The organism is Arenibacterium halophilum, from assembly GCF_005938225.1.
Classification (GTDB): Bacteria; Pseudomonadota; Alphaproteobacteria; order Rhodobacterales; family Rhodobacteraceae; genus Arenibacterium; species Arenibacterium halophilum.
The window spans coordinates 624,252-646,997 of sequence record NZ_VCPC01000003.1; the positions used below are offsets into that span (position 1 = coordinate 624,252).

General features: G+C 65.4%; 20 protein-coding genes. 10 read left to right on the plus strand and 10 right to left on the minus strand.

The genetic code is table 11. From position 1 onward, the window contains the following. Positions 1-20: 20 nt before the first annotated feature. From FGK64_RS16295 to FGK64_RS16320, 6 genes are all read left to right on the plus strand, one after another. Positions 21-821, plus strand: a complete 801-nt coding sequence (locus FGK64_RS16295; protein ID WP_138864879.1) for a uracil-DNA glycosylase — start codon at positions 21-23, stop codon at positions 819-821. Then, entirely contained in the window at positions 818-1,417 is a 600-nt protein-coding gene (locus tag FGK64_RS16300; protein WP_138864880.1) for a metallophosphoesterase family protein, read from the plus strand. Before FGK64_RS16295 ends, FGK64_RS16300 begins: the two co-directional genes overlap by 4 nt. Then, on the plus strand, positions 1,414-2,031 hold the full coding sequence (locus tag FGK64_RS16305; protein ID WP_138864881.1) for a LysE family translocator: 618 nt from the start codon (positions 1,414-1,416) through the stop codon (positions 2,029-2,031). Before FGK64_RS16300 ends, FGK64_RS16305 begins: the two co-directional genes overlap by 4 nt. Then, positions 2,031-2,561: a molybdenum cofactor biosynthesis protein B gene (gene moaB / locus FGK64_RS16310; protein WP_138864882.1), complete on the plus strand. Its 531-nt coding sequence runs from the start codon at positions 2,031-2,033 to the stop codon at positions 2,559-2,561. The genes FGK64_RS16305 and moaB overlap by 1 nt, the downstream gene beginning before the upstream one ends. Before the next feature lie 108 nt (positions 2,562-2,669). Further along, entirely contained in the window at positions 2,670-4,130 is a 1,461-nt protein-coding gene (locus tag FGK64_RS16315; RefSeq protein ID WP_138864883.1) for an efflux RND transporter periplasmic adaptor subunit, read from the plus strand. A gap of 3 nt (positions 4,131-4,133) precedes the next feature. Continuing rightward, positions 4,134-7,523 carry an efflux RND transporter permease subunit gene (locus FGK64_RS16320; RefSeq protein ID WP_138864884.1) on the plus strand — a complete coding sequence of 1,130 codons (3,390 nt, stop codon included), beginning with the start codon at positions 4,134-4,136 and terminating at the stop codon, positions 7,521-7,523. Here the strand turns inward: FGK64_RS16320 and FGK64_RS16325 are convergent. Then, positions 7,520-7,984: an NUDIX hydrolase gene (locus FGK64_RS16325; protein WP_138864885.1), complete on the minus strand. Its 465-nt coding sequence runs from the start codon at positions 7,982-7,984 to the stop codon at positions 7,520-7,522. The genes FGK64_RS16320 and FGK64_RS16325 overlap by 4 nt on opposite strands. A 6-nt stretch (positions 7,985-7,990) precedes the next feature. Then, on the minus strand, positions 7,991-8,815 hold the full coding sequence (locus tag FGK64_RS16330) for a protein-disulfide reductase DsbD domain-containing protein (RefSeq protein ID WP_138864886.1): 825 nt from the start codon (positions 8,813-8,815) through the stop codon (positions 7,991-7,993). 185 nt (positions 8,816-9,000) lie between these two features. Between FGK64_RS16330 and FGK64_RS16335 the strand changes: the two genes are divergently transcribed. After that, positions 9,001-9,552 (plus strand): YqgE/AlgH family protein, encoded by a 552-nt coding sequence (locus FGK64_RS16335; RefSeq protein WP_138865031.1) that lies wholly within the window; start codon positions 9,001-9,003, stop codon positions 9,550-9,552. A 63-nt stretch (positions 9,553-9,615) separates the two neighbouring features. On the opposite strand, the gene rimO is transcribed toward FGK64_RS16335, so the two are convergent. Beyond that, complete coding sequence (rimO, locus tag FGK64_RS16340) at positions 9,616-10,986, minus strand: 30S ribosomal protein S12 methylthiotransferase RimO (protein ID WP_138864887.1); 1,371 nt, start codon at positions 10,984-10,986, stop codon at positions 9,616-9,618. Between the two features lie 118 nt (positions 10,987-11,104). On the opposite strand from rimO, the gene FGK64_RS16345 reads away from it, so the two are divergent. Further along, positions 11,105-13,027, plus strand: coding sequence for an AsmA family protein (locus FGK64_RS16345; RefSeq protein ID WP_138864888.1), 1,923 nt, complete (start codon positions 11,105-11,107; stop codon positions 13,025-13,027). Positions 13,028-13,077: 50 nt separating this feature from the next. Here the strand turns inward: FGK64_RS16345 and FGK64_RS16350 are convergent, their stop codons facing one another. The 4 genes from FGK64_RS16350 to FGK64_RS16365 form a co-directional block, all read right to left on the minus strand. Continuing rightward, positions 13,078-14,574, minus strand: coding sequence for a phosphomannomutase/phosphoglucomutase (locus FGK64_RS16350; protein ID WP_138864889.1), 1,497 nt, complete (start codon positions 14,572-14,574; stop codon positions 13,078-13,080). 20 nt (positions 14,575-14,594) lie between these two features. After that, positions 14,595-15,428, minus strand: coding sequence for a 3-deoxy-8-phosphooctulonate synthase (gene kdsA / locus FGK64_RS16355; protein WP_138864890.1), 834 nt, complete (start codon positions 15,426-15,428; stop codon positions 14,595-14,597). A 1-nt stretch (position 15,429) separates the two neighbouring features. After that, complete coding sequence (locus FGK64_RS16360; RefSeq protein WP_425456646.1) at positions 15,430-17,196, minus strand: KpsE/RkpR family capsule polysaccharide export protein; 1,767 nt, start codon at positions 17,194-17,196, stop codon at positions 15,430-15,432. A gap of 316 nt (positions 17,197-17,512) precedes the next feature. Then, positions 17,513-18,172, minus strand: coding sequence for an ABC transporter ATP-binding protein (locus FGK64_RS16365; RefSeq protein WP_138864892.1), 660 nt, complete (start codon positions 18,170-18,172; stop codon positions 17,513-17,515). A 190-nt stretch (positions 18,173-18,362) separates the two neighbouring features. Between FGK64_RS16365 and FGK64_RS16370 the strand changes: the two genes are divergently transcribed. Both FGK64_RS16370 and FGK64_RS16375 read left to right on the plus strand, forming a co-directional pair. Continuing rightward, a complete protein-coding gene (locus FGK64_RS16370; protein ID WP_138864893.1) occupies positions 18,363-18,962 on the plus strand; it encodes a uracil-DNA glycosylase family protein in 600 nt (199 codons plus the stop codon). Continuing rightward, positions 18,959-19,750: an SseB family protein gene (locus FGK64_RS16375; protein ID WP_138864894.1), complete on the plus strand. Its 792-nt coding sequence runs from the start codon at positions 18,959-18,961 to the stop codon at positions 19,748-19,750. The genes FGK64_RS16370 and FGK64_RS16375 overlap by 4 nt, the downstream gene beginning before the upstream one ends. Here the strand turns inward: FGK64_RS16375 and FGK64_RS16380 are convergent. The 3 genes from FGK64_RS16380 to ugpA form a co-directional block, all read right to left on the minus strand. After that, positions 19,747-20,760: an ABC transporter ATP-binding protein gene (locus FGK64_RS16380; RefSeq protein WP_138864895.1), complete on the minus strand. Its 1,014-nt coding sequence runs from the start codon at positions 20,758-20,760 to the stop codon at positions 19,747-19,749. The two genes, FGK64_RS16375 and FGK64_RS16380, sit on opposite strands and share 4 nt — an antisense overlap. Before the next feature lie 223 nt (positions 20,761-20,983). Continuing rightward, positions 20,984-21,820 carry a sn-glycerol-3-phosphate ABC transporter permease UgpE gene (ugpE, locus tag FGK64_RS16385; RefSeq protein ID WP_138865032.1) on the minus strand — a complete coding sequence of 279 codons (837 nt, stop codon included), beginning with the start codon at positions 21,818-21,820 and terminating at the stop codon, positions 20,984-20,986. A 23-nt stretch (positions 21,821-21,843) separates the two neighbouring features. Further along, positions 21,844-22,725 (minus strand): sn-glycerol-3-phosphate ABC transporter permease UgpA, encoded by an 882-nt coding sequence (gene ugpA / locus FGK64_RS16390; protein ID WP_138864896.1) that lies wholly within the window; start codon positions 22,723-22,725, stop codon positions 21,844-21,846. Between the last annotated feature and the right edge of the window lie 21 nt (positions 22,726-22,746).

Genomic DNA, 22,746 nt, shown 5'->3' on the forward strand with positions numbered 1-22,746 from the left:
CAGGCCATAGGGTCCGGCGTATGGAATCGGCGATTGAGTATCACACCGCACGCGCGCTGCTGGACTGGCAGATCGAACTTGGCGCGACCGAGGCGATCGGCGACGCACCGGTGAATTGCTATGACCTGCCGGACGCGATGCCGGGATCGGCCCGCGCGCTGCGCGCCGAACAGGCCCGCGCCACCGCTTCGCCTGCCGCGCCCGGCGCCATCGTGCCCCAGGCCGAGGTTGACCCCGTGGCAGTCGCCCGTGCCGCCGCCGCCGGGGCCAGCACGTTGGACGATCTGCGCACCGCCATGGCCGCGTTCGAGCACTGCGAGCTGAAGAAGGGCGCGCGCAATCTGGTTTTTTCGGACGGCGTGCCGGGTGCGCCGATCATGGTGGTGGGGGAAGCGCCGGGCCGCGACGAAGACAGGCAGGGCCGCCCGTTTGTGGGCCGTGCCGGGCAGCTGCTGGACCGGATGCTGGGCGCGATCGAACATTCGCGCGAAAGTTCGGTCTATATTGCCAACGTGCTGCCGTGGCGCCCGCCGGAAAACCGCGAACCCAACGCCGCCGAGATTGCGATGATGCTGCCGTTTCTGGAGCGCCACGTCGCGCTGGCCGATCCCAAGGTGTTGATCGTCATGGGCAATGTCGCCTGCGAGGCGCTGCTGGGCAAACGCGGCATCACGCGGCTGCGCGGCACATGGGCCACCGTCTGGGGCCGCCCGGCGCTGCCGATGTTCCACCCCGCCTACCTGCTGCGCCAACCGACCGAGAAACGGCTTGCCTGGGCCGATCTGCTGGAGGTTCGCGCCCACCTGAAAGCCAAGACATGAAGATATTGGCCTTTTCCGACCTGCATCTGGCCCGCGCCCGCGCCGCCGATCTGGTCGCCGCCGCAGCCGAAGCGGACCTTGTGATCGGGGCGGGCGATTTCTGCAACGCGCGTAAGGGGTTGGATCAGGCGATGGAGATGCTGGCGGGCATCGCCGCGCCCGTCGTCGCCGTTCCGGGCAACGCTGAAAGCGCCGAGGAACTGGTGGCCGCCGCCCCCGCGCACTGGCATGTGCTGCACGGGCAGGGGGCAACCGTCGCGGGGCTGAGCCTGTTCGGGCTGGGCGGCGCGGTGCCGGAAACGCCCTTTGGCGCGTGGTCGTTCGACCTGTCCGAGGACACCGCCGCGCAGATGCTGGCCCCGTGCGAGGCCGCCGACATCCTGATCCTGCACTCGCCGCCCAAGGGTCTGGGTGATCTGACGTCGCAGGGTGTGTCGCTTGGCTCCACCTCGATCCTTGCGGCCATCGAACGTATCCAGCCCAAGCTGGCGGTGTTCGGGCATATCCACGATTGCTGGGGCACGCGCGGACAGATAGGCGCCAGCCATGTCGCCAACCTTGGCCCCACCGTGAACTGGTTCGAGGTTACCCCGTGATTGACCCGCTGATCCTGTTGGCGTTCATCCCTGCCGCGCTGGCGCTGAATTTCACGCCCGGCGCCGATATGATGTTTTGCCTTGGGCAGGGCCTGCGCTCGGGTCCGCGCGCGGCGCTGGCGGCCAGTGCGGGTATCTCGGCCGGGGCGCTGGTGCACGTCACCATCGCGGGTCTGGGCCTTGGTGCGGCGATCAATGCGTTGCCGTGGCTGTTCGACGTGATCCGCTGGGTCGGCGTTGGCTATCTGCTGTATCTCGCCATCGGGGCGATCCGGGCTGGAACGGCCAAGGCACCTTCTCCCGTTGCGCCGCGCCGCGCGTTCCGGTCAGGCTTCATCGTGAACCTGACCAACCCGAAGGTGATCCTGTTCGTTCTGGCCTTCATTCCGCAGTTCGTCGACCCGGCCCGCCCGGTTCTGGCGCAATTCCTGATCTTCGGCGCGGTTCTGGCGGTGGGCGGGTTCTTCATCAATGGCGCGGTGGGCATCTTTGCCGGCGGCGCGGGCAAGCGGCTGGCCGGATCGGGCCGCGCGCAGGCGTGGCTGGGCCGGATCAGTGGGGCAATCTTTGCCGCGCTGGCCTTGCGGCTGGCATTTCTGGAAAGGGCAGGCTGATGGCCGACCGCGAATTTATCCCTGTCCGCATCGCGGTGCTGACAGTCTCTGACAGCCGCACGCTGGCCGAGGATCGCTCGGGGCAGGTGCTGGTTGACCGGTTGGCCGAAGCAGGCCACGAACTGGCCGACCGCGCCATCCTGCCGGATGAACGCGCCGACATCGCCGACAAACTGCGCGCATGGATCGCCGATCCGGACGTGGACGTGGTGATTTCCACCGGCGGCACCGGGCTGACTGGGCGCGATGTCACGGTAGAGGCGCATCGCGATGTCTACGAAAAGGAAATCGACGCTTTTGGCACGGTGTTTACAATCGTCTCGATGAAGAAGATCGGCACGAGCGCCGTGCAATCACGCGCCACGGGTGGCGTGGCAGGGGGGACCTATCTGTTCGCGCTGCCCGGAAGCCCCGGCGCCTGCAAGGACGCATGGGACGAAATCCTCGTCCATCAGCTCGATTACCGGCACAAACCCTGCAACTTTGTCGAAATCTTTCCGCGATTGACCGAAAACCAGCGACGGAAATAACAATCCGCGCCGTTTGGAGTGTCGTAACCCATACGTGGCTTGGTGGATTTGCGCCGGGCGACTATTGTTGCGCGCGAATACCGCGCTGCGGCGTGAAAGGTAAAACGGATGCGATTTCTGCGACAAAGCCTGCTGGGGGTTTTGCTGGCGGCGGTGACGCTGGCGCTGCTGGTCTATGCCGTGCAGATTGTCGCCGGCGCGGTTCAGACGCGGCTGTCGACAGTGGTAGAACCGCCCCGCGCCCGCGAACGGGTGTTCCCGGTGAATGTCGTGCGGGCCCAACCGGGCACGGTGGAACCTGTGCTGGACACCTTTGGCCAGATCCAGAGCCGCCGCACGCTGGAACTGCGCGCCGCCGTACAGGGACGCGTGATCGACCTGGCCGACAGCTTTGTCGAAGGCGGCAGCGTACAGGCCGGGCAGGTGCTGGTACAGATTGATCCGGCCGATGCCCGTGCCGAGGTTGAGCGGGTTGAAAACGATCTGCTGGATGCCGAAGCCGAACAGCGCGATGCCGAGCGGTCTCTGACGCTGTCGCGTGATGAACTGGCCGCCGCACAGGAACAGGCCGATGTGCGCGACCGCGCGTTCCAGCGGCAACAGGGGCTGTCGGATCGCGGCGTGGCCACGGCGGCCACGCTGGAAACCGCTGAACTGGCCGCCGCGTCGGCGCGGCAGGCTGTTGTGTCGTCACGCCGCGCGTTGGCGCAGGCCGAAGCGCGGGTGGATCAGGCCGCGACGGGGCTGACCCGGGCGCAGATCGCTGTGGCGGATGCACGCCGCAGACTGGATGAAACCACCATCACGGCGGCGTTCGATGCCACGTTGGGCGATGTGTCGCTGGTGACCGGACGGCTTGTCTCGGCCAACGAAAAGCTGGCCGTTCTGGTCGATCCGCGCGCGCTTGAAGTCGCCTTTCGCGTGTCGACCGGGCAATACGCGCGCCTGCTGGATGCCTCGGGAGACCTGCTGAACCTGCCGGTGCAGGCGCGGCTGGATGTGGGTGGCGCCGATCTGCGCGCCACCGGAACCATCAGCCGGGACAGCGCCGAAATCGGCGAAGGGCTGTCGGGGCGGATGGTTTATGCCCGGCTTGATACGCCGCGCGGTTTCAAACCCGGTGACTTTGTCACCGTCGACGTGCGCGAACCGGCGATTGACGATGTGATACGCGTCGCAGCATCAGCGCTGGATGCCGCCGGAACTGTGCTGGTGGTGGGCGAGGATAATCGTCTGGAACGGCTGCCCGTCACGCTGGTGCGCCGTCAGGGCGACGACGTGTTGCTGCGCGGAGAGGGGTTGGCAGGCCGCGATGTGGTGATCGGGCGCACGCCGCTGCTGGGCGCAGGCATTCAGGTGCGGCCCCAGAGCCAGGGCGCGGCCCCCGCACCGGCCCCGACTGACGAGATGCTGACGCTTAGCAGCGAACGCCGCGCGCAATTGGTCGCCATGGTCGAAGCCAACAACCGGATGCCCGCCGAGGTCAAGGAACGCGTGCTGACCCAACTGGGGGGCGACCAGGTGCCCGCCAATCTGGTGCAGCGAATCGAATCCCGCATGGGGGGCTGACCTATGGCGCGCCATCTTCCGCCCGCCGCTGGCGGTATCCTGTCGTATTTCACCCGCCATCGCACCGCAGCGAACCTGTTGCTGGTGATGCTGCTGGCGCTGGGCATCGCCGCGATCCCCAACATGCGCACGCAGTTTTTTCCCGATGTGGTGGTCGATACGGTCACCGTCTCGGCCACTTGGGAAGGCGCGGGCCCCGAAGACGTGGACAATGCCATCGTGCAGGTGCTGGAACCCTCGCTTCTGGCGGTGGACGGGGTTGAAACCGCTTCGGCCATGTCGCGCGAGGGCCGCGCCTCGGTCACGCTGGAATTTGAACCTGGCTATGATATGACGCGCGCCGCCGAGGATGTGCGCAACGCGGTCGACGCCATCACGACCTTCCCCGAAGATATGGATGATCCTGTCGTGCGGCGCGGCGTCTGGCGTGACCGGGTGACCGATGTGGTCATCACCGGGCCGATCGACGCCGCCCAATTGGCCAAATTCACCGATGAATTGGTCGTCCGCCTGTTTGCCGCTGGGGTCACCCGCACCACTATTCAAGGTGTGGCCGCGCCGGAAACGGTCATCGAAGTGCCCTCGATGCAGCTGGTCGCCAATGATGTCTCGCTGAGCGAGATTGCCGCCGCCATCGCGGCCGAGGCCGATGCCGACCCCGCGGGCGATGTGACCGGGGCCAACGCCCGCGTCCGCACAGGCACGGCCAAACGCACGCCCGAGCAGATCGCCGGGATCGTATTGCGGTCAAACGCTGACGGCTCGACCCTGACGGTGGGCGACATCGCCACAATCCGCGTCGAGGGCGTGACCCGCGAACGCAGCTATTTCGTGGGCGACAACCCGGCGATTACGTTACGAGTCGACCGGTCGGACGAAGGCGATGCCATCGGCATCCAGCACCTGGTCGAAGAGGTAACGGCCGAGTTTCAGGCCGTGCTGCCGCAGGGCACTACGGTCGAGTTGATCCGCACCCGGGCCGAAGCAATCACCGGGCGGCTGGATATTCTTGTCGACAACGGGCTGATGGGGCTGGGTCTGGTCGTGATCCTGCTGTTCCTGTTCCTGAACGCGCGCATTGCTTTCTGGGTCGCTGCGGGCATTCCGGCGGCGATGATGGCCGCTATCGCGCTGATGTATGCCTTTGGTCTGACGATCAACATGATCTCGCTGTTCGGATTGATCATCACATTGGGCATCGTTGTGGACGATGCTATCGTGGTGGGGGAACATGCGGATTTTCGCGCGCGCCGCTTGGGCGAACACCCGGTTGTGGCAGCTGAAAACGCGGCCCGGCGCATGGCGATACCGGTCGCGGCATCTACTGTGACAACGGTGATCGCCTTCTTCGGGCTCATGGCGATTGGCGGGCGTTTTGGCGAAATGATCGGGGATATTCCCTTTACGGTGATCGTGGTGTTGATCGCATCGCTGGTGGAATGCTTCCTGATCCTGCCCAACCACCTGAGCCACGCGCTGAGCCATACCGCGAAGGAACATTGGTACGACTGGCCCAACCGCAAGGTGAACGCCGGGTTCAAGTGGGTGCGCGACCGCGCCTTCCGCCCGCTGATGGGGCTGGTGGTGCGGGCACGGTATGCGGTTCTGGCCGGTGCGCTGGTCGTTTTGGCAAGCCAGGCAGCGCTGTTCATCACCGGCGACGTGCAATGGCGTTTCTTCAATGCGCCCGAACGCGGCTCGGTCAGCGGCAACTTCGCCATGGCCGAAGGCGCCACGCGCGAGGATTCGCTGGCCATGATGCACGAGTTGCAGCGCGCCACCAACGAACTGGGTGCCGAATACGAAGATCGTTACGGGGTAAACCCGCTGGCCTATGTCATCGCCGAAATCGGTGGTAACTCGGGGCGCGGCCTGTCGGGTGTCGATACCAAGGACGCCGATCTGCTTGGAGCCATCAGCATCGAGCTGATCGATGCCGATCTGCGTCCCTATTCCAGTTTCGAATTTGTCGCCGAGTTGCAGGGCCGGGTGCAACAGCATCCCATGGCCGAGGTCGTCTCGTTCCGGTCGTGGCGGTCGGGGCCGGGTGGCGACGCCTTGGATGTCGAATTCTACGGCGCCGAGGCCGATGTGTTGAAACAGGCCAGCGAGGCGCTGAAAACCGCACTGCTGCGCTATCCCGAGGTCTCGGCCGTCGAGGATAATCTTGCCTATGACAAGGACGAGCTGGTGCTGGACCTCACCCAGCAGGGGCAGGCACTGGGACTGACGGCCGACACGCTCAGCCGGGTGCTGCGCTCTCAGCTGAACGGGATCGAGGCGGCGACCTACCCTGATGGACCGCGCAGCGCAGAGATTCGCGTGGAATTGCCCGAAAGCGAGCTGACCGCCGATTTTCTGGACCGGATGCAGATCCGCACGCCGTCGGGCGAATATGTGCCCCTGTCGGATGTGGTGTCAGTCACTCAACGCAGCGGGTTTGCCGCTGTGCGCCGGGAAAACGGCGTGCGTACCATCAGCGTCATGGGCGACATCTCCGAAGACGACCCGGCCCGCGCCGAGCAGATCGGCACCGATCTGGAAACCGTGCTGCTGCCCGAAATCGCCGATACCTATCAGGTCGAATGGGACATGGCGGGGCTGGCCGAGCAGGAAAACGCATTCCTGACCGAGGCGCTGACCGGGCTGATCCTGTGCCTTACCGGGATTTACCTGACGCTGGCATGGGTGTTTTCCAGCTGGACGCGCCCGCTGGTGGTGATGGCCATCATACCCTTCGGGCTTGTTGGTACGATCTACGGGCACTGGATATGGGACACGCCGTTGTCGATGTTCACGGTCGTCGGTCTGCTGGGCATGACAGGCATCATCATCAACGATTCCATCGTGCTGATCAGTACGGTGGATGACTATTCGCGCCAGCGCGGGCTGATCCCGTCGATCATCGACGGCACCACCGACCGGCTGCGCCCGGTGATGCTGACCACGCTGACCACGGTGCTTGGGCTGGCGCCGCTGCTGTACGAACGCTCGCAACAGGCGCAGTTCCTGAAGCCCACGGTGATCACGCTGGTCTACGGGCTGGGGTTCGGCATGGTGATCGTTCTTCTGGTGGTGCCTGCGCTTTTGGCAGTGCAGGGCGATCTGGCCCGCCCTGCAGCGGCGTTGCGGCGTGGGCTGCGCGCGCCCGATGCCGCCCTGCGCAGGGTACTGGGCGGTGTAGTGGCGCTGGTGCTGGTCTGGGTTGGGCTGACGATGGTGTGGACGGCTGTGTCGGGCGCGCTGCCGGTATGGTTGGCTGCTCTGACGCCCGGCGGCATGGCCGCAATGCCTGCCGCCACGCTGGCCTTTCTGGTGGGGAGCGCCGTGGTCGTTTCGCTGGGATATGGCTTGGGCGCACTGGCGTTGCGGCGTTCGCGCGGGGCGGTCTAACCCAGGCGTTCCAGTGCAGCGGCCAGAACGTCGGGCACGCGATCGCTCATCTGCAACGTTCGCTTCGCGATATCGTCGAAAGGCACCCAGGCCACGGCGGCGGCATCGTCACCTGCGACGGGCGTGCCACCTGTGTACCGGCAGAGCACGGCGGCCAGCAGGTAATGAACCTCGGGCTGGCCATCCGCGCCAGCGCTGATGAAATCGACGTTTGTCAGATACCCCAGCGGTTCGGCCCGCAGCGCGGTTTCCTCGTGCAACTCACGAATGGCGGCCGCCTGCGCGGTTTCGCCCCATTCGACGTGCCCGCCCGGAAAGCCCCACAAGCCATAGCCGCTGGCCTTGCCGCGCTGCACCAGCAGGGCGTGGCCCTCGTGCAGGACCACCGCCAAAGCGCCCAGGAGAGGGCGGCGCGGGGCAGATTGGGGCAGGTCCCGGGGTGGGGTCGCAGGCGCATCCATGCGCGATCACTCGGCGGTGCAGCCCCGAATGTCAACCGCGCGGCGTGTGCCCAGCACGGTGATGCGCAGGCCAGAACGGTCCAGCGCAAAGGGCTTGCCATCGGCGCGTGACAGCTCGGCCCGGGCGGTCAGCACCCCTCCGGCGCGGGTGGTTTCGGTCTCTGACGCCCAAAGATCGGGCGCGGGCGGTTCGATCACCACGGTTTCCGGTGTCCCGGCCGAGGGCATCGTCATGCGCACGGTCACCGCCAGCCCGTCGGCCGTGGGCGCGATGCGGCACCGCGCCGGAGGCACTCCGGCCTCGGTCGCGCTGTAGGGGCGCGCGGCAAGTGCAGCGGCAATGGCCGGGTTGCGCGGCGCAGCCGGATCCAGCGCGCCGTCAAAGCTCAGCCGGGCTGGAATGCAGACATCGCTGCACACGCCAAAGTCGATCTCGCCCTGCAGCCGCACGGGCTGACCGGGTGCGCGTGGCTGGATCACCAGCGGCAGCACCAGTTGATGGCGATAGCCGATGGTGCGGATGCCGTTCAGATCAAAAACCTCGGGCGTCGGCCAGACCGGCGCGGCGCTGGCCATGTTGCCAGAGCGGGCAAAGCGGAAGCTGGGCGGGATGCCAGCATCGCCCGGCGCGCGCCAATAGGTTTTCCAGCCGTCGGCCAGCGTCAGGCGCAGCGCGGCCAGGTGCGTGCCATCGCCCTGTTGTCCGCCATCCAGCACATCGATCCGCACGATGGCGCCCAGATCGGGCTGGGCCTGCACCGGCCCACGCAATAGCAGCAGCGCGAGTGCGAAGCAGAGGCAGGACAGGAGAGGGCGCAGTTTCCGGATCATGACGCCTTGAATGGCGCGCTTTGGCTGTAATGAAAAGTCACGATGCGGTCAGTTGGGCCGACTGCGCCTCGGGGTGGCGCCCGGGGCACGAACCGGCCTTGCCCTTCACGACACGCGCGGCCATGCTGGCGACGCGCGGCGCCTTGGGGCCGTGCCTGACGCAAGCGGCAAAAGGGGCCGATGCCATGGACCTGACCGGTAAACTTCTGATCGCAATGCCAGGCATGGGCGATCCCCGGTTCGAACATTCGGTGGTGTTCATGTGCAGCCACACCGAGGACGGCGCCATGGGGCTGATCGTGAACAAACCCGCGCGCGACGTGCGCCTGTCGGACCTTTTGGATCAACTTGACATCGGAGGGGCGGCACGCCCCGAGATGCCGGTGCATTTCGGCGGCCCGGTAGACGGGGTGCGCGGGTTCGTGCTGCATTCGGCGGAATACGCGTCTCGCCTGCACACGCTGGCCGTTCCCGGCGGATTCTGCATGACGGCCACGCTGGATATTCTGGAAGATATCGCAGCGGGCACCGGCCCTCAGCGCGCGCTGATGATGCTGGGCTATGCCGGTTGGGGGCCCGACCAGCTGGAAGATGAAATTTCGCGCAACGGGTGGCTGACGGCCGATGCCGCGCCCGAGTTGGTCTATGATATGCCTGACGATGCCAAATGGGCTGCCGCGCTGAATTCCATCGGGGTCGACCCCCTTGGCCTTTCAGCCAGCGCGGGGCGGGCGTAGGGGGCTCTGCCCCCGTCCCTGCGGGACTCCCCCGGGATATTTGGAGCCCAAAGAACAAGGGGCCTAGACGAGACGGCCCCAGAGATCGTACTCGCCTGCTTCGTCCACCTCGACCGTGACGATGTCGCCGGGTGAGAGGGCTTCGAAGCCTTCGTCGATGAAGAGGTTGCCGTCGATTTCCGGCGCGTCGCCCTTGGTGCGGCAGGTGGCGGCTTCGGCGTCGACCTCGTCCACGATGACCTCGATCCGCTGGCCGACCTTCTGCGCCAGTTTCGCCTCGGAAATTGCCTGTGCCTTGGCCATGAAGCGGTCCCACCGGTCCTGTTTCACATCCTCGGCGACGTGGTCCGGCAGATCGGCCGAACGGGCGCCGGCGACGTTTTCGTATTGGAAGCAGCCGACGCGATCCAGCTGAGCCTCGTCCAGCCAGTCGAGCAGGGTCTGGAATTCCTCTTCGGTTTCGCCGGGGTAGCCGACGATGAAGGTCGAGCGCAGGGTGATGTCGGGGCAGATGTCGCGCCAAGCGGCGATTTCATCGAGCGTGCGGATGCCCGCCGCCGGGCGCGCCATGCGTTTCAGCGTTTCGGGGTGGGCGTGCTGGAACGGGATGTCGAGGTAGGGCAGGATCAGCCCCTCGGCCATCATCGGGATCAGCTGGCGCACGCGCGGGTAGGGGTAGACATAGTGCAGCCGCACCCAGGCGCCCAAGCCGCCAAGTTCGCGGGCGAGATCGTCGATATGGGTGCGGATGCCGCGCTCGGTGTCGTGCTTGCGGTCGGCGCCATAGGCTGAGGTGTCCTGGCTGATGACCAGCAGCTCCTTGACTCCGGCCTCGACCAGGCGTTCAGCCTCGCGCACCACGGCGTGGGCCGGGCGCGAGACAAGGCGGCCACGCATGTCGGGGATGATGCAGAACTTGCAGCGGTGATTGCAGCCTTCGGAAATCTTGAGATAGCTGTAGTGGCGCGGGGTCAGGCTGACGCCGCTGGCGGGCAGCAGGTCGACGAATGGGTCGGGCGCGGGGGGCACGGCGCCGTGTACGGCATCCAGCACCTGTTCGTATTGATGCGGGCCGGTGACGGCCAGCACCTTGGGGTGGGCGCCGGTGATGTATTCGGGTTCGGCGCCAAGGCAGCCGGTCACGATCACCCGGCCGTTTTCGCTCAGCGCCTCGCCGATGGCGTCGAGGCTTTCGGCCTTGGCGCTGTCAAGGAAGCCGCAGGTGTTCACGATCACCGCATCGGCGCCCTTGTAGTCGGGCGAGATGCCATAGCCCTCGGCGCGCAGCCGGGTCAGGATACGTTCGCTGTCGACCAGCGCCTTGGGGCAGCCAAGGGACACCATGCCGATGGTCGGCTGGCCGGGGCGGGGGGTGTCTCCGATCTTGGCGCGCGGGGCCAGGTCGGGGCGCAGATCGGGAGGATTGGTGGTCATGGTTGTCCTGTGGCGCGGTCTGGTGGGGCATATAGGCCGGATGGGGCTGCGGTGCAAAGGCTTTGCGTGCCTGCGCGATGGCGCTAGGGTATAGGCAAACCAGAGGCGGAGCAGGCCGATGCGGTGGATTTTCAGGATGTTGGCGGCGCTGGTGCTGGCCGCCGTTGTCGCGGTGGGAGCGCTGTTCTTTCTGCCCGGAGAGCGGATTGCCAGGATTGCGGCGGATCAGCTGGCGGCACAGACCGGGCGCAGCGTGACAATCGAGGGGCCGGTGAGTCTGCGGTTCTGGCCGGTGGTCGGGGCCACGACGGGGCCTGTTGCGGTGGGCAACACGTCCTGGGCGGGCGAAGCGCCGATGCTGCGGGCCGGTACGATGACCGTGGGGCTGTCGGCTTCCGATCTGCTGCGCGGGCGCATCCGGGTGACCGAGCTGACGGCGCATCGCCCCGAGCTGAACCTGGCGCGCCGCGCCGATGGGCGCGCGAACTGGGACTTCAACCCGAAGCCCGCGGCCGCGCCCGCTATCGGAGAGGGCGGGGCGTCCTCAGGCACTGGCGCGGTCACGCTGGAACGGTTGGTTCTGACGGGGGCGCGGCTCGCCTTTGCGGACGAAGGGCGCAGGCCGGTAGAGTACAGCAACGTCGACCTGACACTGGACTGGCCCGATCCGAACGGAATGGCCGATATATCGTTGGCGTTTTCGCCCGTGGCCGAGCGCATCCGCGCCGGGTTGCGCATCGCAGATTTCGGCGCGTTTCTTGATGGCGATGTGTCGCGTGTGACAGGCGAAATCGCGGCGCTGGGTGGCACGGTATCCATCGTTGGCCATGCCAGCACGGCGGGCGAGGCCAAGGGTCATGTGACCGTCAAGGCGACCGACACCGCGCGCCTGCTGGCGGCGCTGGGCGGGCCAGCGGTGACCATCCCGCGCGGGTTGGGCAAGTCGGCCGATGTGGTGACCGAAGCGACCTATACCGCCGATGGGCGGCTGTCGCTGCGCGAGCTGTCGCTGACGCTGGACGACAACCACCTGCGCGGCGCGGCGGATATCGGGTTTGGCGAACCGCTGTCGGTGACGGCGCAGCTGGCCGGGGCGACGCTTGATCTGTCCGGGTTGGACGCGACGCCAGGTGCACAGGCGGCGCCTGCGCAGACCTCGCCAGGGTGGTCGGCCACGCCGATCGACGCCAGCGCGCTTGGGCGCATCAACGGCAATATCGCACTGAACCTGACCGGGCTGCGCACGGGCGATGTGACGCTGGGCGCGGTGCAGGCGGTGCTGGCCATCGACCGGTCACGCGCGGTGCTGGATGTGGCCCGCGCCGAAGCCTTTGGCGGCACGCTGTCGGGGCAATTGGTGGCCAACAACCGCAAGGGGCTGTCCGTGGGCGGCGATCTGGCCGCGCGCGATGTCGAGATGGCGCAGCTGCTGGGCGATCTGGCGGGCAGCGACCGGCTGTCTGGCCCGGCGCAGGCGCGGATGCAGTTCCTGGGCGTGGGCGCCAGCGTCGATGCGATCATGCGCAGCCTTTCGGGCACCGGGGCAATTTCGATGGAACAGGGGCGGCTGCGCGGGCTGGATCTGAACGCGCTGATGAACGACGGGCAAAGCACCGGCGGCACCACGGTGTTCGATTCGCTGACCGCCGGGTTCACCATCGCGGGTGGCACGCTGACGAACGACGATCTGCTGGTGAGCTTGCCGAATTATCGAACCACGGGGGCGGGGCGGATCGGGCTGGGCGCGCGCGACATGGATTACCTGCTGACACCCACGGCGCTGCGCGCGCGCGGCGGGCAGGGGCTGGCCGTGCCGGTGCGGATCAAGGGGCCGTGGTCGGCGCTGCGGCTGTATCCCGATCTTGAGGCCGTGTTGAAGGCGCGCGCGGGCGTGGAACGTGACCGGCTGGAGCAGAAGGCGCGCGACAAGCTGCGCGAGCGGCTGAACATTGGCGAGGAACAGAACGTCGAGGACGCGATCAAGGACAAGATCGAGGAGGAGGCCAAGCGGGGTTTGATGAAGCTGTTGGGCCGCGACTAAAAAATGGGGGCCGCCCGAAAGCGACCCCCGCTGCCCCAGAGAGAGCAGTATCAGATTGTCTGGTCGTAATCGCCCACACCCGGCTCGGTTCGGATGACGGCGTCGATATCGGCGAAGATGGCGCGCATTTCCGCCTCGGTCTCGCTGCTTTCACAGACCACAACAAGGTTTGGTGTATTCGACGACGCGCGCACCAGCCCCCAGGACCCGTTGTCCAGGATGACGCGGGCGCCGTTCACGGTGACGACTTCCTTGATCGCGCGGCCCGCAAATTGTTCGCCCGCCTCGGCCTTGGCGACCAGCTTGGCGACAAGCCGTTCAAGGATATCGTATTTTTCCGTGTCGGCGGCATAGGGCGACATGGTCGGCGTGCTCCAGGTGCGGGGCAGGGCCTTGCGCAGATCCGACATGGATTTGTCGGGGTTGCGGTCCATCAGCTTGCAGATTTCGACCGCGACGCGCATCCCGTCGTCATAGCCGCGCCCGATGGGTTCGGCCAGGAAGTAGTGGCCCGATTTCTCGAACCCGGCCAGCGCGCCCAGCTCATGCACCCGGCGTTTCATGTGGCTATGACCGGTTTTCCAGTAATCGGCCGTCACGCCATTGGCCTGCAATTCCGGGTCCGAGGCAAACAGCCCGGTCGATTTCACATCGGCCACGAAGGTCGCGTTGGGATGCAGGCGCGACAGGTCGCGCGCCATGATGACACCAACCTTGTCGGCGAAAATCTCCTCGCCCTCGTCGTCGACCACGCCGCAGCGGTCGCCGTCGCCGTCAAAGCCCAGCGCGAAATCCGCGCCCGACGCTTTGACCGAGTCGGACATGTCGTGCAGCATTTCCATCGCTTCGGGGTTCGGGTTGTAGTTGGGGAAGGTGTAGTCGAGCGTGTTGTGGCTCTCGACCACCTCGACCCCCATGCGTTCGAACAGCGCGGGGGCATAGGCTGCCGCGGTGCCGTTGCCGGTGGCGCAGACCACCTTCAGCTTGCGCGACATTTTGAAATCGCCAACGAGGTCGTCCATGTAGGCATCCCACACGCCCGACACGAATTCATAGCCGCCGCCATCGCGCGGCTCGCCCTTGCCGTTCAGCACGATGTCCTTCAGCTCGGCCATTTCATCGGGTCCGTGGGTCAGCGGCATGGCAAAGCCCATCTTCACCCCGGTCCAGCCGTTGGGGTTGTGGCTGGCGGTCACCATTGCAACGCCCGGCACACCCAGGTGGAAGCTGCTGAAATAGGCCATCGGCGTGATGCAAGGGCCGATGTCCTTGACCTTCACGCCCGCCTGCATCAGCCCGATGATCAGCGCGTTCTTGATGGTCAGCGAATAGTCGCGATAGTCGTTGCCGACGGCGATCACAGGCTCGACCCCGCGCTTGTGCATCTGGGTGCCGATGCCAAGACCCAGCGCGGTCATGCCAGGCAGGTTGATTTCATCGGGGTATTTCCAGCGCGCGTCATATTCGCGGAACCCCGTGGGCGTGATCATCGGATCGCGGAGGAATTCCCAGGTGTTGGGCGTGACTGTGGCGGCAGGTTTGGTCATCGAAATCTCGTGAATTTGGTTCAGATTTTAACGGGATGGGACTTTGCGACAGCGTCGAACTGCATCAGCGTGGCAATCAGCTCTGGCATGTCGGACAGGTGGATCATGTTCGGCCCGTCGCTGGGCGCATTGTCGGGGTCGTCATGGGTTTCGATGAACACGGCGCCCACGCCCACGGCCACGGCGGCGCGCGCCATGACGGGGGCAAACTCGCGCTGCCCGCCCGAGGAACCGCCGCGCCCGCCGGGCTGTTGCACTGAATGGGTCGCGTCCATCACCACCGGGTACCCCGTTTTCGCCATTTCCGGCAGGCTGCGCATGTCGGCGACCAGCGTGTTATAGCCAAAGGACACGCCGCGTTCCGTCAGCAGGATGCGTGTGTTGCCCGTGCTTTCGATCTTGTCGACGACATTGACCATTTCCCAAGGCGCCAGAAACTGGCCCTTTTTCACGTTCACCACCGCGCCGCTGTTGCCGGCGGCCAGCAGCATATCAGTCTGGCGGCACAGGAAGGCGGGCACCTGGATGATGTCGGCGACCTCGGCGGCAATGGCGCATTGCGCCTCGGTATGAACATCGGTCAGCACCGGAACGCCGATGGCATCGCGCACCGATTGCAGCGCCTGCAACCCGGCCTCGATCCCCATGCCGCGCCGCCCCGACAGCGAGGTGCGGTTGGCCTTGTCGTAGCTGGCCTTGAAAACATATTGCGCACCGGCGGCCTCGCAGGCCTCTTTCATGGTGCCCGCGATCATCTGGGCGTGGTCCAGACTCTCCAGCTGGCAGGGGCCTGCGATAAGCGTAAGCGGGCAATCGTTGCCGATGGTCAGACCGGCGACTTCAACGTGTTTCATATCAAGACGTAACCTGTTCGCGGAGGATGGACGCGGTAAGCGACAACATGAGGTAGATGCCGGAAAAGACAAGGAAGGCCAATATCGTATTCTCGAACCGGCGCGGATAGCTGGGTTCCTGGCTGGCGACGGGCCGGACCGAGGTGGTGAGGTAACGCACCTGCCGGTTCGCCTCCATCCTGGTCTGTTCGACCTGTTGCAGCGCCGATTGGAGCATCATGTCGCGCGTCGCCAGATCGGCTTGCGCCATCTGGATGCGCACCGTCAGCTGCGCCAGCGAGTTTTCGCCCTTGGACGCATCGACCATGCGGGCGTTCAGATCGGCCAGCATGTTCTTCATCCGCTGCACATCGCCCTGCACGCCATCGACGCGGGCCTGATTGGGGCGCTCGTTGTCCAGCAGGGCGGCCAGTTGCAGCTCTTTCTCCTGCAGTTGCAATTCCATGTTGTTGATCTGCGCGCGCAGGCCCGCGATCACGCCTTCGGGGTCCAGGATCGCGCCCTGCTGTTGCAGCTGTACCAGCGCCTCTTGCGCGCGGCGGCGCTCGGCTTCGGCGTTTTCGAACCCGGCCAGCGCATCACGCATCTGGTCGCCGCGCTTCTGCTGCGACAGGTTGTTCACGCGATCTTCGGCATAGGAAATCAGGCGGCGCGAGAATTCGCTGGCCACCTCGGGGTCGGCGGCCACAACCTCCATCCGGATCACACCTTCGGTCAGATCGTACCCGATGGTGACGTTGCGCGAATAGGTGCGATAGGCCTCTTCATTGGTGGGGTCGGCGTTCAGCCGCTGGATCGGGTCGATCCAATCCTGCGTGAAATGCGATTTGAACCCCACATCCTGATCCAGCCGCAACATCGCGTCCTTGGATTGCAGGTAGGATTGCGTGGCGATGGAATCCTGACTGGTGGCGAATTGTGTTCCGGTCAGCAACCCGCCCAAGCCCCCGCCGCCCGCGTTATCGGCCTGAAGAATCAGGAATTCCGATTTCGACGCGTACATCGGCGTGGCGACGTTGTAGAAATAATACCCCACGATGGCCGTGGGCAGCAGCACGAAGAATGCCAGCCGCGTCAGCAGCAGCGCCATCTTGCGGCGGCGGCGCTTCATGATGTCGCGCTGGATCTGGCTGATCTCGAAATCGCGGCGCTGCGCCGGGCTCATCTCGGTCGAGGGCAGCGTTTCGCGGTCGGGCACCGTTTGCGGCAGTTGCACGCGCCCGGGCCGCGCTGCGGCAGAAGCGGCGGCAAAGGCATCGGGCGCGCCGCCTTCGTGGGCGTCGGCCCCGCCCTGCGGCACCACAAGTTCCAGCATGTTCGACCGCGCGAACGGGTCGATGCCCTGTTTCCGCAGCAGCCGCACCGCGTCGTAATCCGAGGTGGCGGGCAGGTTATGTTTCTGGGCGACCCGGCGCGCCATACGCAGCTGACGCCCGGTCAGCCCCTCGGCCTTGATCACTTCGATCTCGGAGTCGGCAGCGTTTTCCGCGCGCGACGACACCTGGCCTTCGCGAACGGGCGGCGTTGGCCGCTTGGCTTCGGGTTCGGGCGTCTTGGGGGGCTCTGGTTGTTTCGGCGCGTCTTGGCGGAGCTCGGCCGGTTTTGCCGCAGGCTCGGGCTTTGCAACCTCGCGTTTTGCGGGCTCGGCCTTGGCGGGCTCGGCCTTTTGGGCCGCGGGCGTCTGGGCTTCTGCTGTCTCGGGCTTTTCGGTGCGCTTTTCCGGTTCGGTTCGATCCTGAGTGGCCTTCGCGGGCGAAGCTTTGGTCACGCCAGCGCCGGCAGCCTTGTCCGCCTCGATCTGGCGCGCACGTTCTTTCAATCGCTGCGAGAATGGGACGCGCTTGCCCGTGTCCTGAGACGCGGCATCGGGGGCAGCATTCTTTGGGGCAGAGATCGGCTCAACAGCGGCAGGCGCGGGGGAATGGGGCGCATCGGGCACGGGTTTCGGGCCCGCCACAGGGCGTGCAGCCGCAGGCCCCGGTACGGGGTGCGCGGTCGCAGGACCCGGCACCGGGCGCGCCGTTGCAGGCCCCGACTCCTCGGCCGGGGCGCCCGCGGCCGGACTGCGCCGGATGCGGAATTTCCTAGCCTTGGGTTTCGTAGTCATAGAGCTGCTTCGCTTCTTCCAAGGTGTCGAACATATGCAGGCGTCCGTTGCGCAGAACCGCGGCCGAGCGGGCGAATTTTTCAAGGATATGCGCGTGGTGCGAGACGATGATGATCGTCGTTGTGCGCAGCCGCTCTTCCAGGATCGCCCCGGCCTTCTTGTTGAATTCCACGTCCGTGGTGCCGGGCATCCCTTCGTCGATCAGGTAGATATCGAAATCCAGCGCCAGCATCAGCGCAAAGGAAAACCGCGCCCGCATCCCGGCGGAATACGTGCCGATCGGCTGGTCGAAATATTCGCCAAGGCTGCACAGCCAGCGACAGAAACTTTCAACGTAATCCGGATCCATCCCGTAGAGTTTTGCGATGTAGCGGCTGTTTTCCATCGCCGACACGCGCGAGACCACGCCGCCCATGAAGCCCAGCGGGAAGGACACGTTGCAGGTGCGCCGCACCTCGCCTTCGTCGGGTTTTTCAAGCCCGGCCATGATGTTGATCAGCGTTGTCTTGCCGGTGCCGTTGGGGGCCAGGATGCCAAGGCTACGGCCCAGCTCAACGCGGAACGACACGCGGTCAAGGATCACCTTGCGCTGCGTGCCCGTCCAGAACGATTTGCTGACGTTGTTGAATTCCAACATTGCCCTAGCCGAGTCCGATCCCTGCCCGATGGACCGGCCCCTATCCCCTGCTGCCTCTGTATCCCGTTAATAACCGGTTGGTCTTAACGATGGTTGAAGCGTCTTTATGGACCGATATTGTTCACATTATGTCGGAAATGAAAACAATAGTCCAAGGCCGAAAATATCGTGGCCGCCAGGGTGGCGGGACATGACCGAAACGGGCGATCTCGCTGATGAAATCCGCGCCTGTCGGCTGTGCGCGGATCGCTTTGCCGCCACCGCCACGGCCCATGCGCCACGCCCGGTGGCATGGTTTCGCCCCGGCGCGCGCCTCCTGATTGCGGGGCAGGCGCCGGGCGCGCGGGTCCATGCCTCGGGGCGGCCGTTCACCGACCCGTCGGGTGACAGATTGCGCGACTGGCTGGGGATCGACGAAGATGTGTTCTATGACCAATCCAAGGTTGCCATTGTGCCAATGGCCTTCTGCTTTCCCGGGTATGACGCGCGCGGGGCCGACCTGCCGCCGCCGCCGATCTGCGCGCGAACATGGCACGCGCGGGTGATGGCAGAACTGGGTGAGATGCCGCTGACAGTGCTGGTGGGTGGGCACGCGCACCGCTGGCACATGGGCACGCGCGCGCCTGTCACCGCCACGGTTGCCGATTGGCGCGCCCATGCGCCGCGCGTCTTTCCCTTGCCTCATCCGTCGTGGCGCAATACCGGGTGGCTGAAGAAAAACCCGTGGTTTCAGGCCGATCTTCTGCCGGTCCTGCAATCGCGCGTGCGCGAGGTTCTGGAGCCGACATGACCGAAATCACCCCTTTGGATACCGCCCATGCCGCGATGGAAGCCGCCCCCGCGGATGATGCCGCGCGGCTTGGGTTCTACGCCCGCCTTGCCGATGGCGAGTTGTTCCTGCTGCTGACAACCGAGCCCAAGGGCGACCAGATCGACCCGGAGACCTTCGAGATTGCCGATGGCACCTTTGTTCTGGCCTTTGACCGCGAGGAACGGCTGGCGCAGTTCGTGGGCCGCACTGCGCCCTATGTGGCGATGCCGGGGCGGGTGCTGGCCGGGATGTTGGCGGGGCAGGGGATCGGGCTGGGCGTGAACCTTGATGTCGCCCCCTCGGCCACCCTGCTGCCGCCCGAGGCGATGGCATGGCTGGCCGATACGGTCGCCAATGCGCCCTCCGAGGTGGAAGCGCGGATTGCCGCCGTCATCCCGCCGCGTGGTCTGCCCGAGAGCCTTGTGACCGCGCTGGATGCGAAACTGGCAACGGCGGGGGGGCTGGCCAAATGCGCCTACCTTGCGGGTGTCGAATACGACAGCGGCGCCAAGGGTCACATGCTGGCCTTTGTCGATGCGGTCGAGGCCGCGCGTCCAGCACTGGCGGGTGCGGTGGGCGAGGCGCTGACGTTTTCGGGGATCGAGGCCGGAATGCTCGACGTGGGGTTCTTTGACGCCACCGATCCGATGGCGGCCAGCCTTGCCCGCGCCGGGCTGCGCTTTGATCTGCCCGAACCCGAACGGCCCAGCCCGCGCACACCAAGCGCGCCGGGCAGCGACCCAAGCAAACCGCCGATCCTGCGCTAGGGCAGGCGGCGACCTTCGGCGTCGAAATCCAGCTCGCGCTCGGCGGGCCAGTCGATTCCGCAGTCTGCCCCTTCCACTGGAACAGGCGCAGTGCCGTCCTGGCGCAGGGTGAACATCTCGCCCGTGTTCAGGCGAATGTGCAGCAGGGTTTCCGCCCCCAGGGCTTCGGCGAACAGCAGCTTGCCCTGCGCGCGCCCTTGCCCCGGCGCCGCCAGTTGCGCGTGTTCCGGGCGTACGCCGATGCGGGCGACAGTCGGCGCGCGTCCAAAGGCGGCACTGGGCGAAAAGAAATTCGTTGCGGGCGAGCCGATGAAGCCGGCCACAAATTCGGTCGCCGGGTTTTCGTATACGTCCAGCGGTGTGCCGATCTGGTCGGCGCGTCCCGCGTTCATCACGATCATCCGGTCGGCCAGCGTCATCGCCTCGACCTGATCGTGGGTGACGTACAGCGATGTGATCCCCAGCTCTTTCTGAAGCGCCTTGATCTCCAGCCGCATCTGCACGCGCAGCTTGGCGTCCAGGTTCGACAGCGGTTCGTCGAACAGGAACACCGACGGCTTGCGCACGATGGCCCGGCCCATCGCCACCCGCTGCCGCTGCCCGCCCGACAGCTCGCGCGGCTTGCGCTGAAGATAGGGTTCCAGTTGCAGCATCTTGGCGGCCACCGCCACGCGGGCGTCGATCTCGGCCTTGGGCGTCTTCGCGATCTTCAGCCCATAGGCCATGTTTTCGAACACCGACATATGCGGGTAAAGCGCATAGTTCTGAAACACCATGGCAATGTCGCGGTCCATCGGTTCGACATCGTTCACGGTGCGCCCGTCAATCGCGATGGTGCCGCCCGAAACAGTTTCCAGACCCGCCACCATGCGCAGAAGCGTGGATTTGCCACAGCCCGAGGGCCCGACGATCACGATGAATTCGCCCTCGGCAATGTCGATGTCGACGCCGTGGATCACCTCGGTCGGGCCGAATGATTTCTTGACAGAGGTAAGGGTCAGCGTTGCCATGGATCGGTCCTGCGAAGTCGGTCGGAATGTTGGGATAAGGGACGCGCCCGAGCCTGGGTGGGCGCATCCCAGGTTAGTCGTGGAGTTCGGACAGAGCCGGGGGACGCAAACCATAGGTGAGGCGTGACGGCACCAAGGCGCCCTCCCGGGGGGAGGGTCGGGCGCGGCCCGGCGTGCCGCCGGGCGGGCCATTGGTTGATGTTGGGGGGCGTGAAGGCGAACATCATTTCTCGCTGTCCACCAGCCCGCGGATGAACAGTTTCTGCATCGACACCACGATGATGACCGGCGGCAGCATCGCAAGGATCGATGTCGCCATGATCACCGGCCAGTCGGCCACGTCATCGCCACTGGGGAACATCTGCTTGATGCCCATCACGATGGTGTTCATCGACGGATCCGTGGTGATGAGCAGCGGCCAGAGGTACTGGTTCCAGCCATAGATGAACAGGATCACGAACAGCGCGGCGATGTTGGTCCGGCTCATGGGCAACAGGATATCCCAGAAGAACCGCATCGGGCGCGCGCCATCGACGCGCGCGGCCTCGGCCAGTTCGTCCGGAACGGTCATGAAGAACTGGCGAAACAGGAAGGTCGCCGTGGCCGAGGCGATCAGCGGAAAGATCAGCCCGGAATAGCTGTTGAGCATCCCGAACCCGGCGACCACCTCATACGTCGGCACGATCCGCACCTCGACGGGCAGCATCAGCGTGAGGAAGATCAGCCAGAAGAACAGCCGCCGCCCCGGAAAGCGGAAATAGACGATGGCAAAGGCCGACAGCAGGGAAATCACGATTTTGCCCAGCGAAATGCCAATGGCCATGATCGCCGAATTCAGCAGCATCAGCGCAACGGGCGCGTTGATGCCCGACACCAGCGCCTTGCGGTAGTTTTCAAGAAACTGATCGCCCGGCAGCAGCGGCATCGGCGGGCGTACGATTTCGGGCTGGCTGACGGTGGAGGCGACAAAGGCCAGCCAGATCGGAAAGAAGATCACCAGCACACCAAGGATCAGCCCGGCATGAGTGATCCACAACCCGGCGCCGCGCCGTTCGACCATGCCGCTGTCAGGAAGTTTCGCCATCAGTAGTGCACCCGCCGTTCGATGAATTTGAACTGGATGATCGTCAGCAGCCCGACCACCAGCAGCAGGATCACAGATTGCGCGGCGGAACTGCCCAGATCCTGCCCGACGAAGCCATCGGCATAGACCTTGTAGACCAGAATGGTCGTCGCCTGTTGCGGCCCGCCTGCGGTGATGGTGTGGATCACGCCGAAGGTTTCGAAGAAGGCGTAGACGATATTGACCACCAGCAGGAAAAACGTAGTGGGCGACAACAGCGGAAACACGATGGTGCGGAAGCGGGTCCAGAAATGCGCGCCGTCGATGGCGGCCGCCTCGATCACCGAACGCGGGATCGCCTGAAGCCCGGCAAGGAAGAACAGGAAGTTATAGCTGACCCGTCCCCAGGCCGAGGCGACGACGACAAGGCCCATCGCCTCGCCCTCGTTCAGGACGTGGTTCCAGTCATACCCCAGCAGGCCCAGATACCATGACACCACGCCAACGCGCGTGTTGAACATGAACATCCACAGCACGCCCGCCACGGCCGGGGCCACGGCATAGGGCCAGATCAGCAGCGTGCGATAGGTGCCAGACCCCTTGATCAGCCGGTCGGCCAGAACTGCCAGGTACAGCGCGGCCCCCATCGACACCACGGTGACAAGGATGGAAAACACCGCCGTCGTCACAAAGGACGCGCGGTAATAGGGGTCAGACAGCAGGAATTCGAAATTGCCCAGGCCCACGAACCGCATCGACAGCCCAAAGGGATCGGGGATGAACAGCGACTGATAGATCGCCTGGCCCGCCGGATAGAAAAAGAACACTGCGGTGATGATCACCTGCGGCAGAAGCAAGAGCAGCGGCAAAAGCCAACCCTTGAAGGTTACGCGTTTTTCCATGGGGGCCTGTTCATTTTGAAC

Coding starts and splice junctions, on each gene's coding strand:
- FGK64_RS16295 (WP_138864879.1), top strand. CDS start 21: ATGGAATCGGCGATTGAGTATCACACCGCACGCGCGCTGCTGGACTGG.
- FGK64_RS16300 (WP_138864880.1), top strand. CDS start 818: ATGAAGATATTGGCCTTTTCCGACCTGCATCTGGCCCGCGCCCGCGCC.
- moaB (WP_138864882.1), top strand. CDS start 2,031: ATGGCCGACCGCGAATTTATCCCTGTCCGCATCGCGGTGCTGACAGTC.
- FGK64_RS16315 (WP_138864883.1), top strand. CDS start 2,670: ATGCGATTTCTGCGACAAAGCCTGCTGGGGGTTTTGCTGGCGGCGGTG.
- FGK64_RS16320 (WP_138864884.1), top strand. CDS start 4,134: ATGGCGCGCCATCTTCCGCCCGCCGCTGGCGGTATCCTGTCGTATTTC.
- FGK64_RS16325 (WP_138864885.1), bottom strand. CDS start 7,984: ATGGATGCGCCTGCGACCCCACCCCGGGACCTGCCCCAATCTGCCCCG.
- FGK64_RS16330 (WP_138864886.1), bottom strand. CDS start 8,815: ATGATCCGGAAACTGCGCCCTCTCCTGTCCTGCCTCTGCTTCGCACTC.
- FGK64_RS16335 (WP_138865031.1), top strand. CDS start 9,001: ATGGACCTGACCGGTAAACTTCTGATCGCAATGCCAGGCATGGGCGAT.
- rimO (WP_138864887.1), bottom strand. CDS start 10,986: ATGACCACCAATCCTCCCGATCTGCGCCCCGACCTGGCCCCGCGCGCC.
- FGK64_RS16345 (WP_138864888.1), top strand. CDS start 11,105: ATGCGGTGGATTTTCAGGATGTTGGCGGCGCTGGTGCTGGCCGCCGTT.
- FGK64_RS16350 (WP_138864889.1), bottom strand. CDS start 14,574: ATGACCAAACCTGCCGCCACAGTCACGCCCAACACCTGGGAATTCCTC.
- kdsA (WP_138864890.1), bottom strand. CDS start 15,428: ATGAAACACGTTGAAGTCGCCGGTCTGACCATCGGCAACGATTGCCCG.
- FGK64_RS16365 (WP_138864892.1), bottom strand. CDS start 18,172: ATGTTGGAATTCAACAACGTCAGCAAATCGTTCTGGACGGGCACGCAG.
- FGK64_RS16370 (WP_138864893.1), top strand. CDS start 18,363: ATGACCGAAACGGGCGATCTCGCTGATGAAATCCGCGCCTGTCGGCTG.
- FGK64_RS16375 (WP_138864894.1), top strand. CDS start 18,959: ATGACCGAAATCACCCCTTTGGATACCGCCCATGCCGCGATGGAAGCC.
- FGK64_RS16380 (WP_138864895.1), bottom strand. CDS start 20,760: ATGGCAACGCTGACCCTTACCTCTGTCAAGAAATCATTCGGCCCGACC.
- ugpE (WP_138865032.1), bottom strand. CDS start 21,820: ATGGTCGAACGGCGCGGCGCCGGGTTGTGGATCACTCATGCCGGGCTG.
- ugpA (WP_138864896.1), bottom strand. CDS start 22,725: ATGGAAAAACGCGTAACCTTCAAGGGTTGGCTTTTGCCGCTGCTCTTG.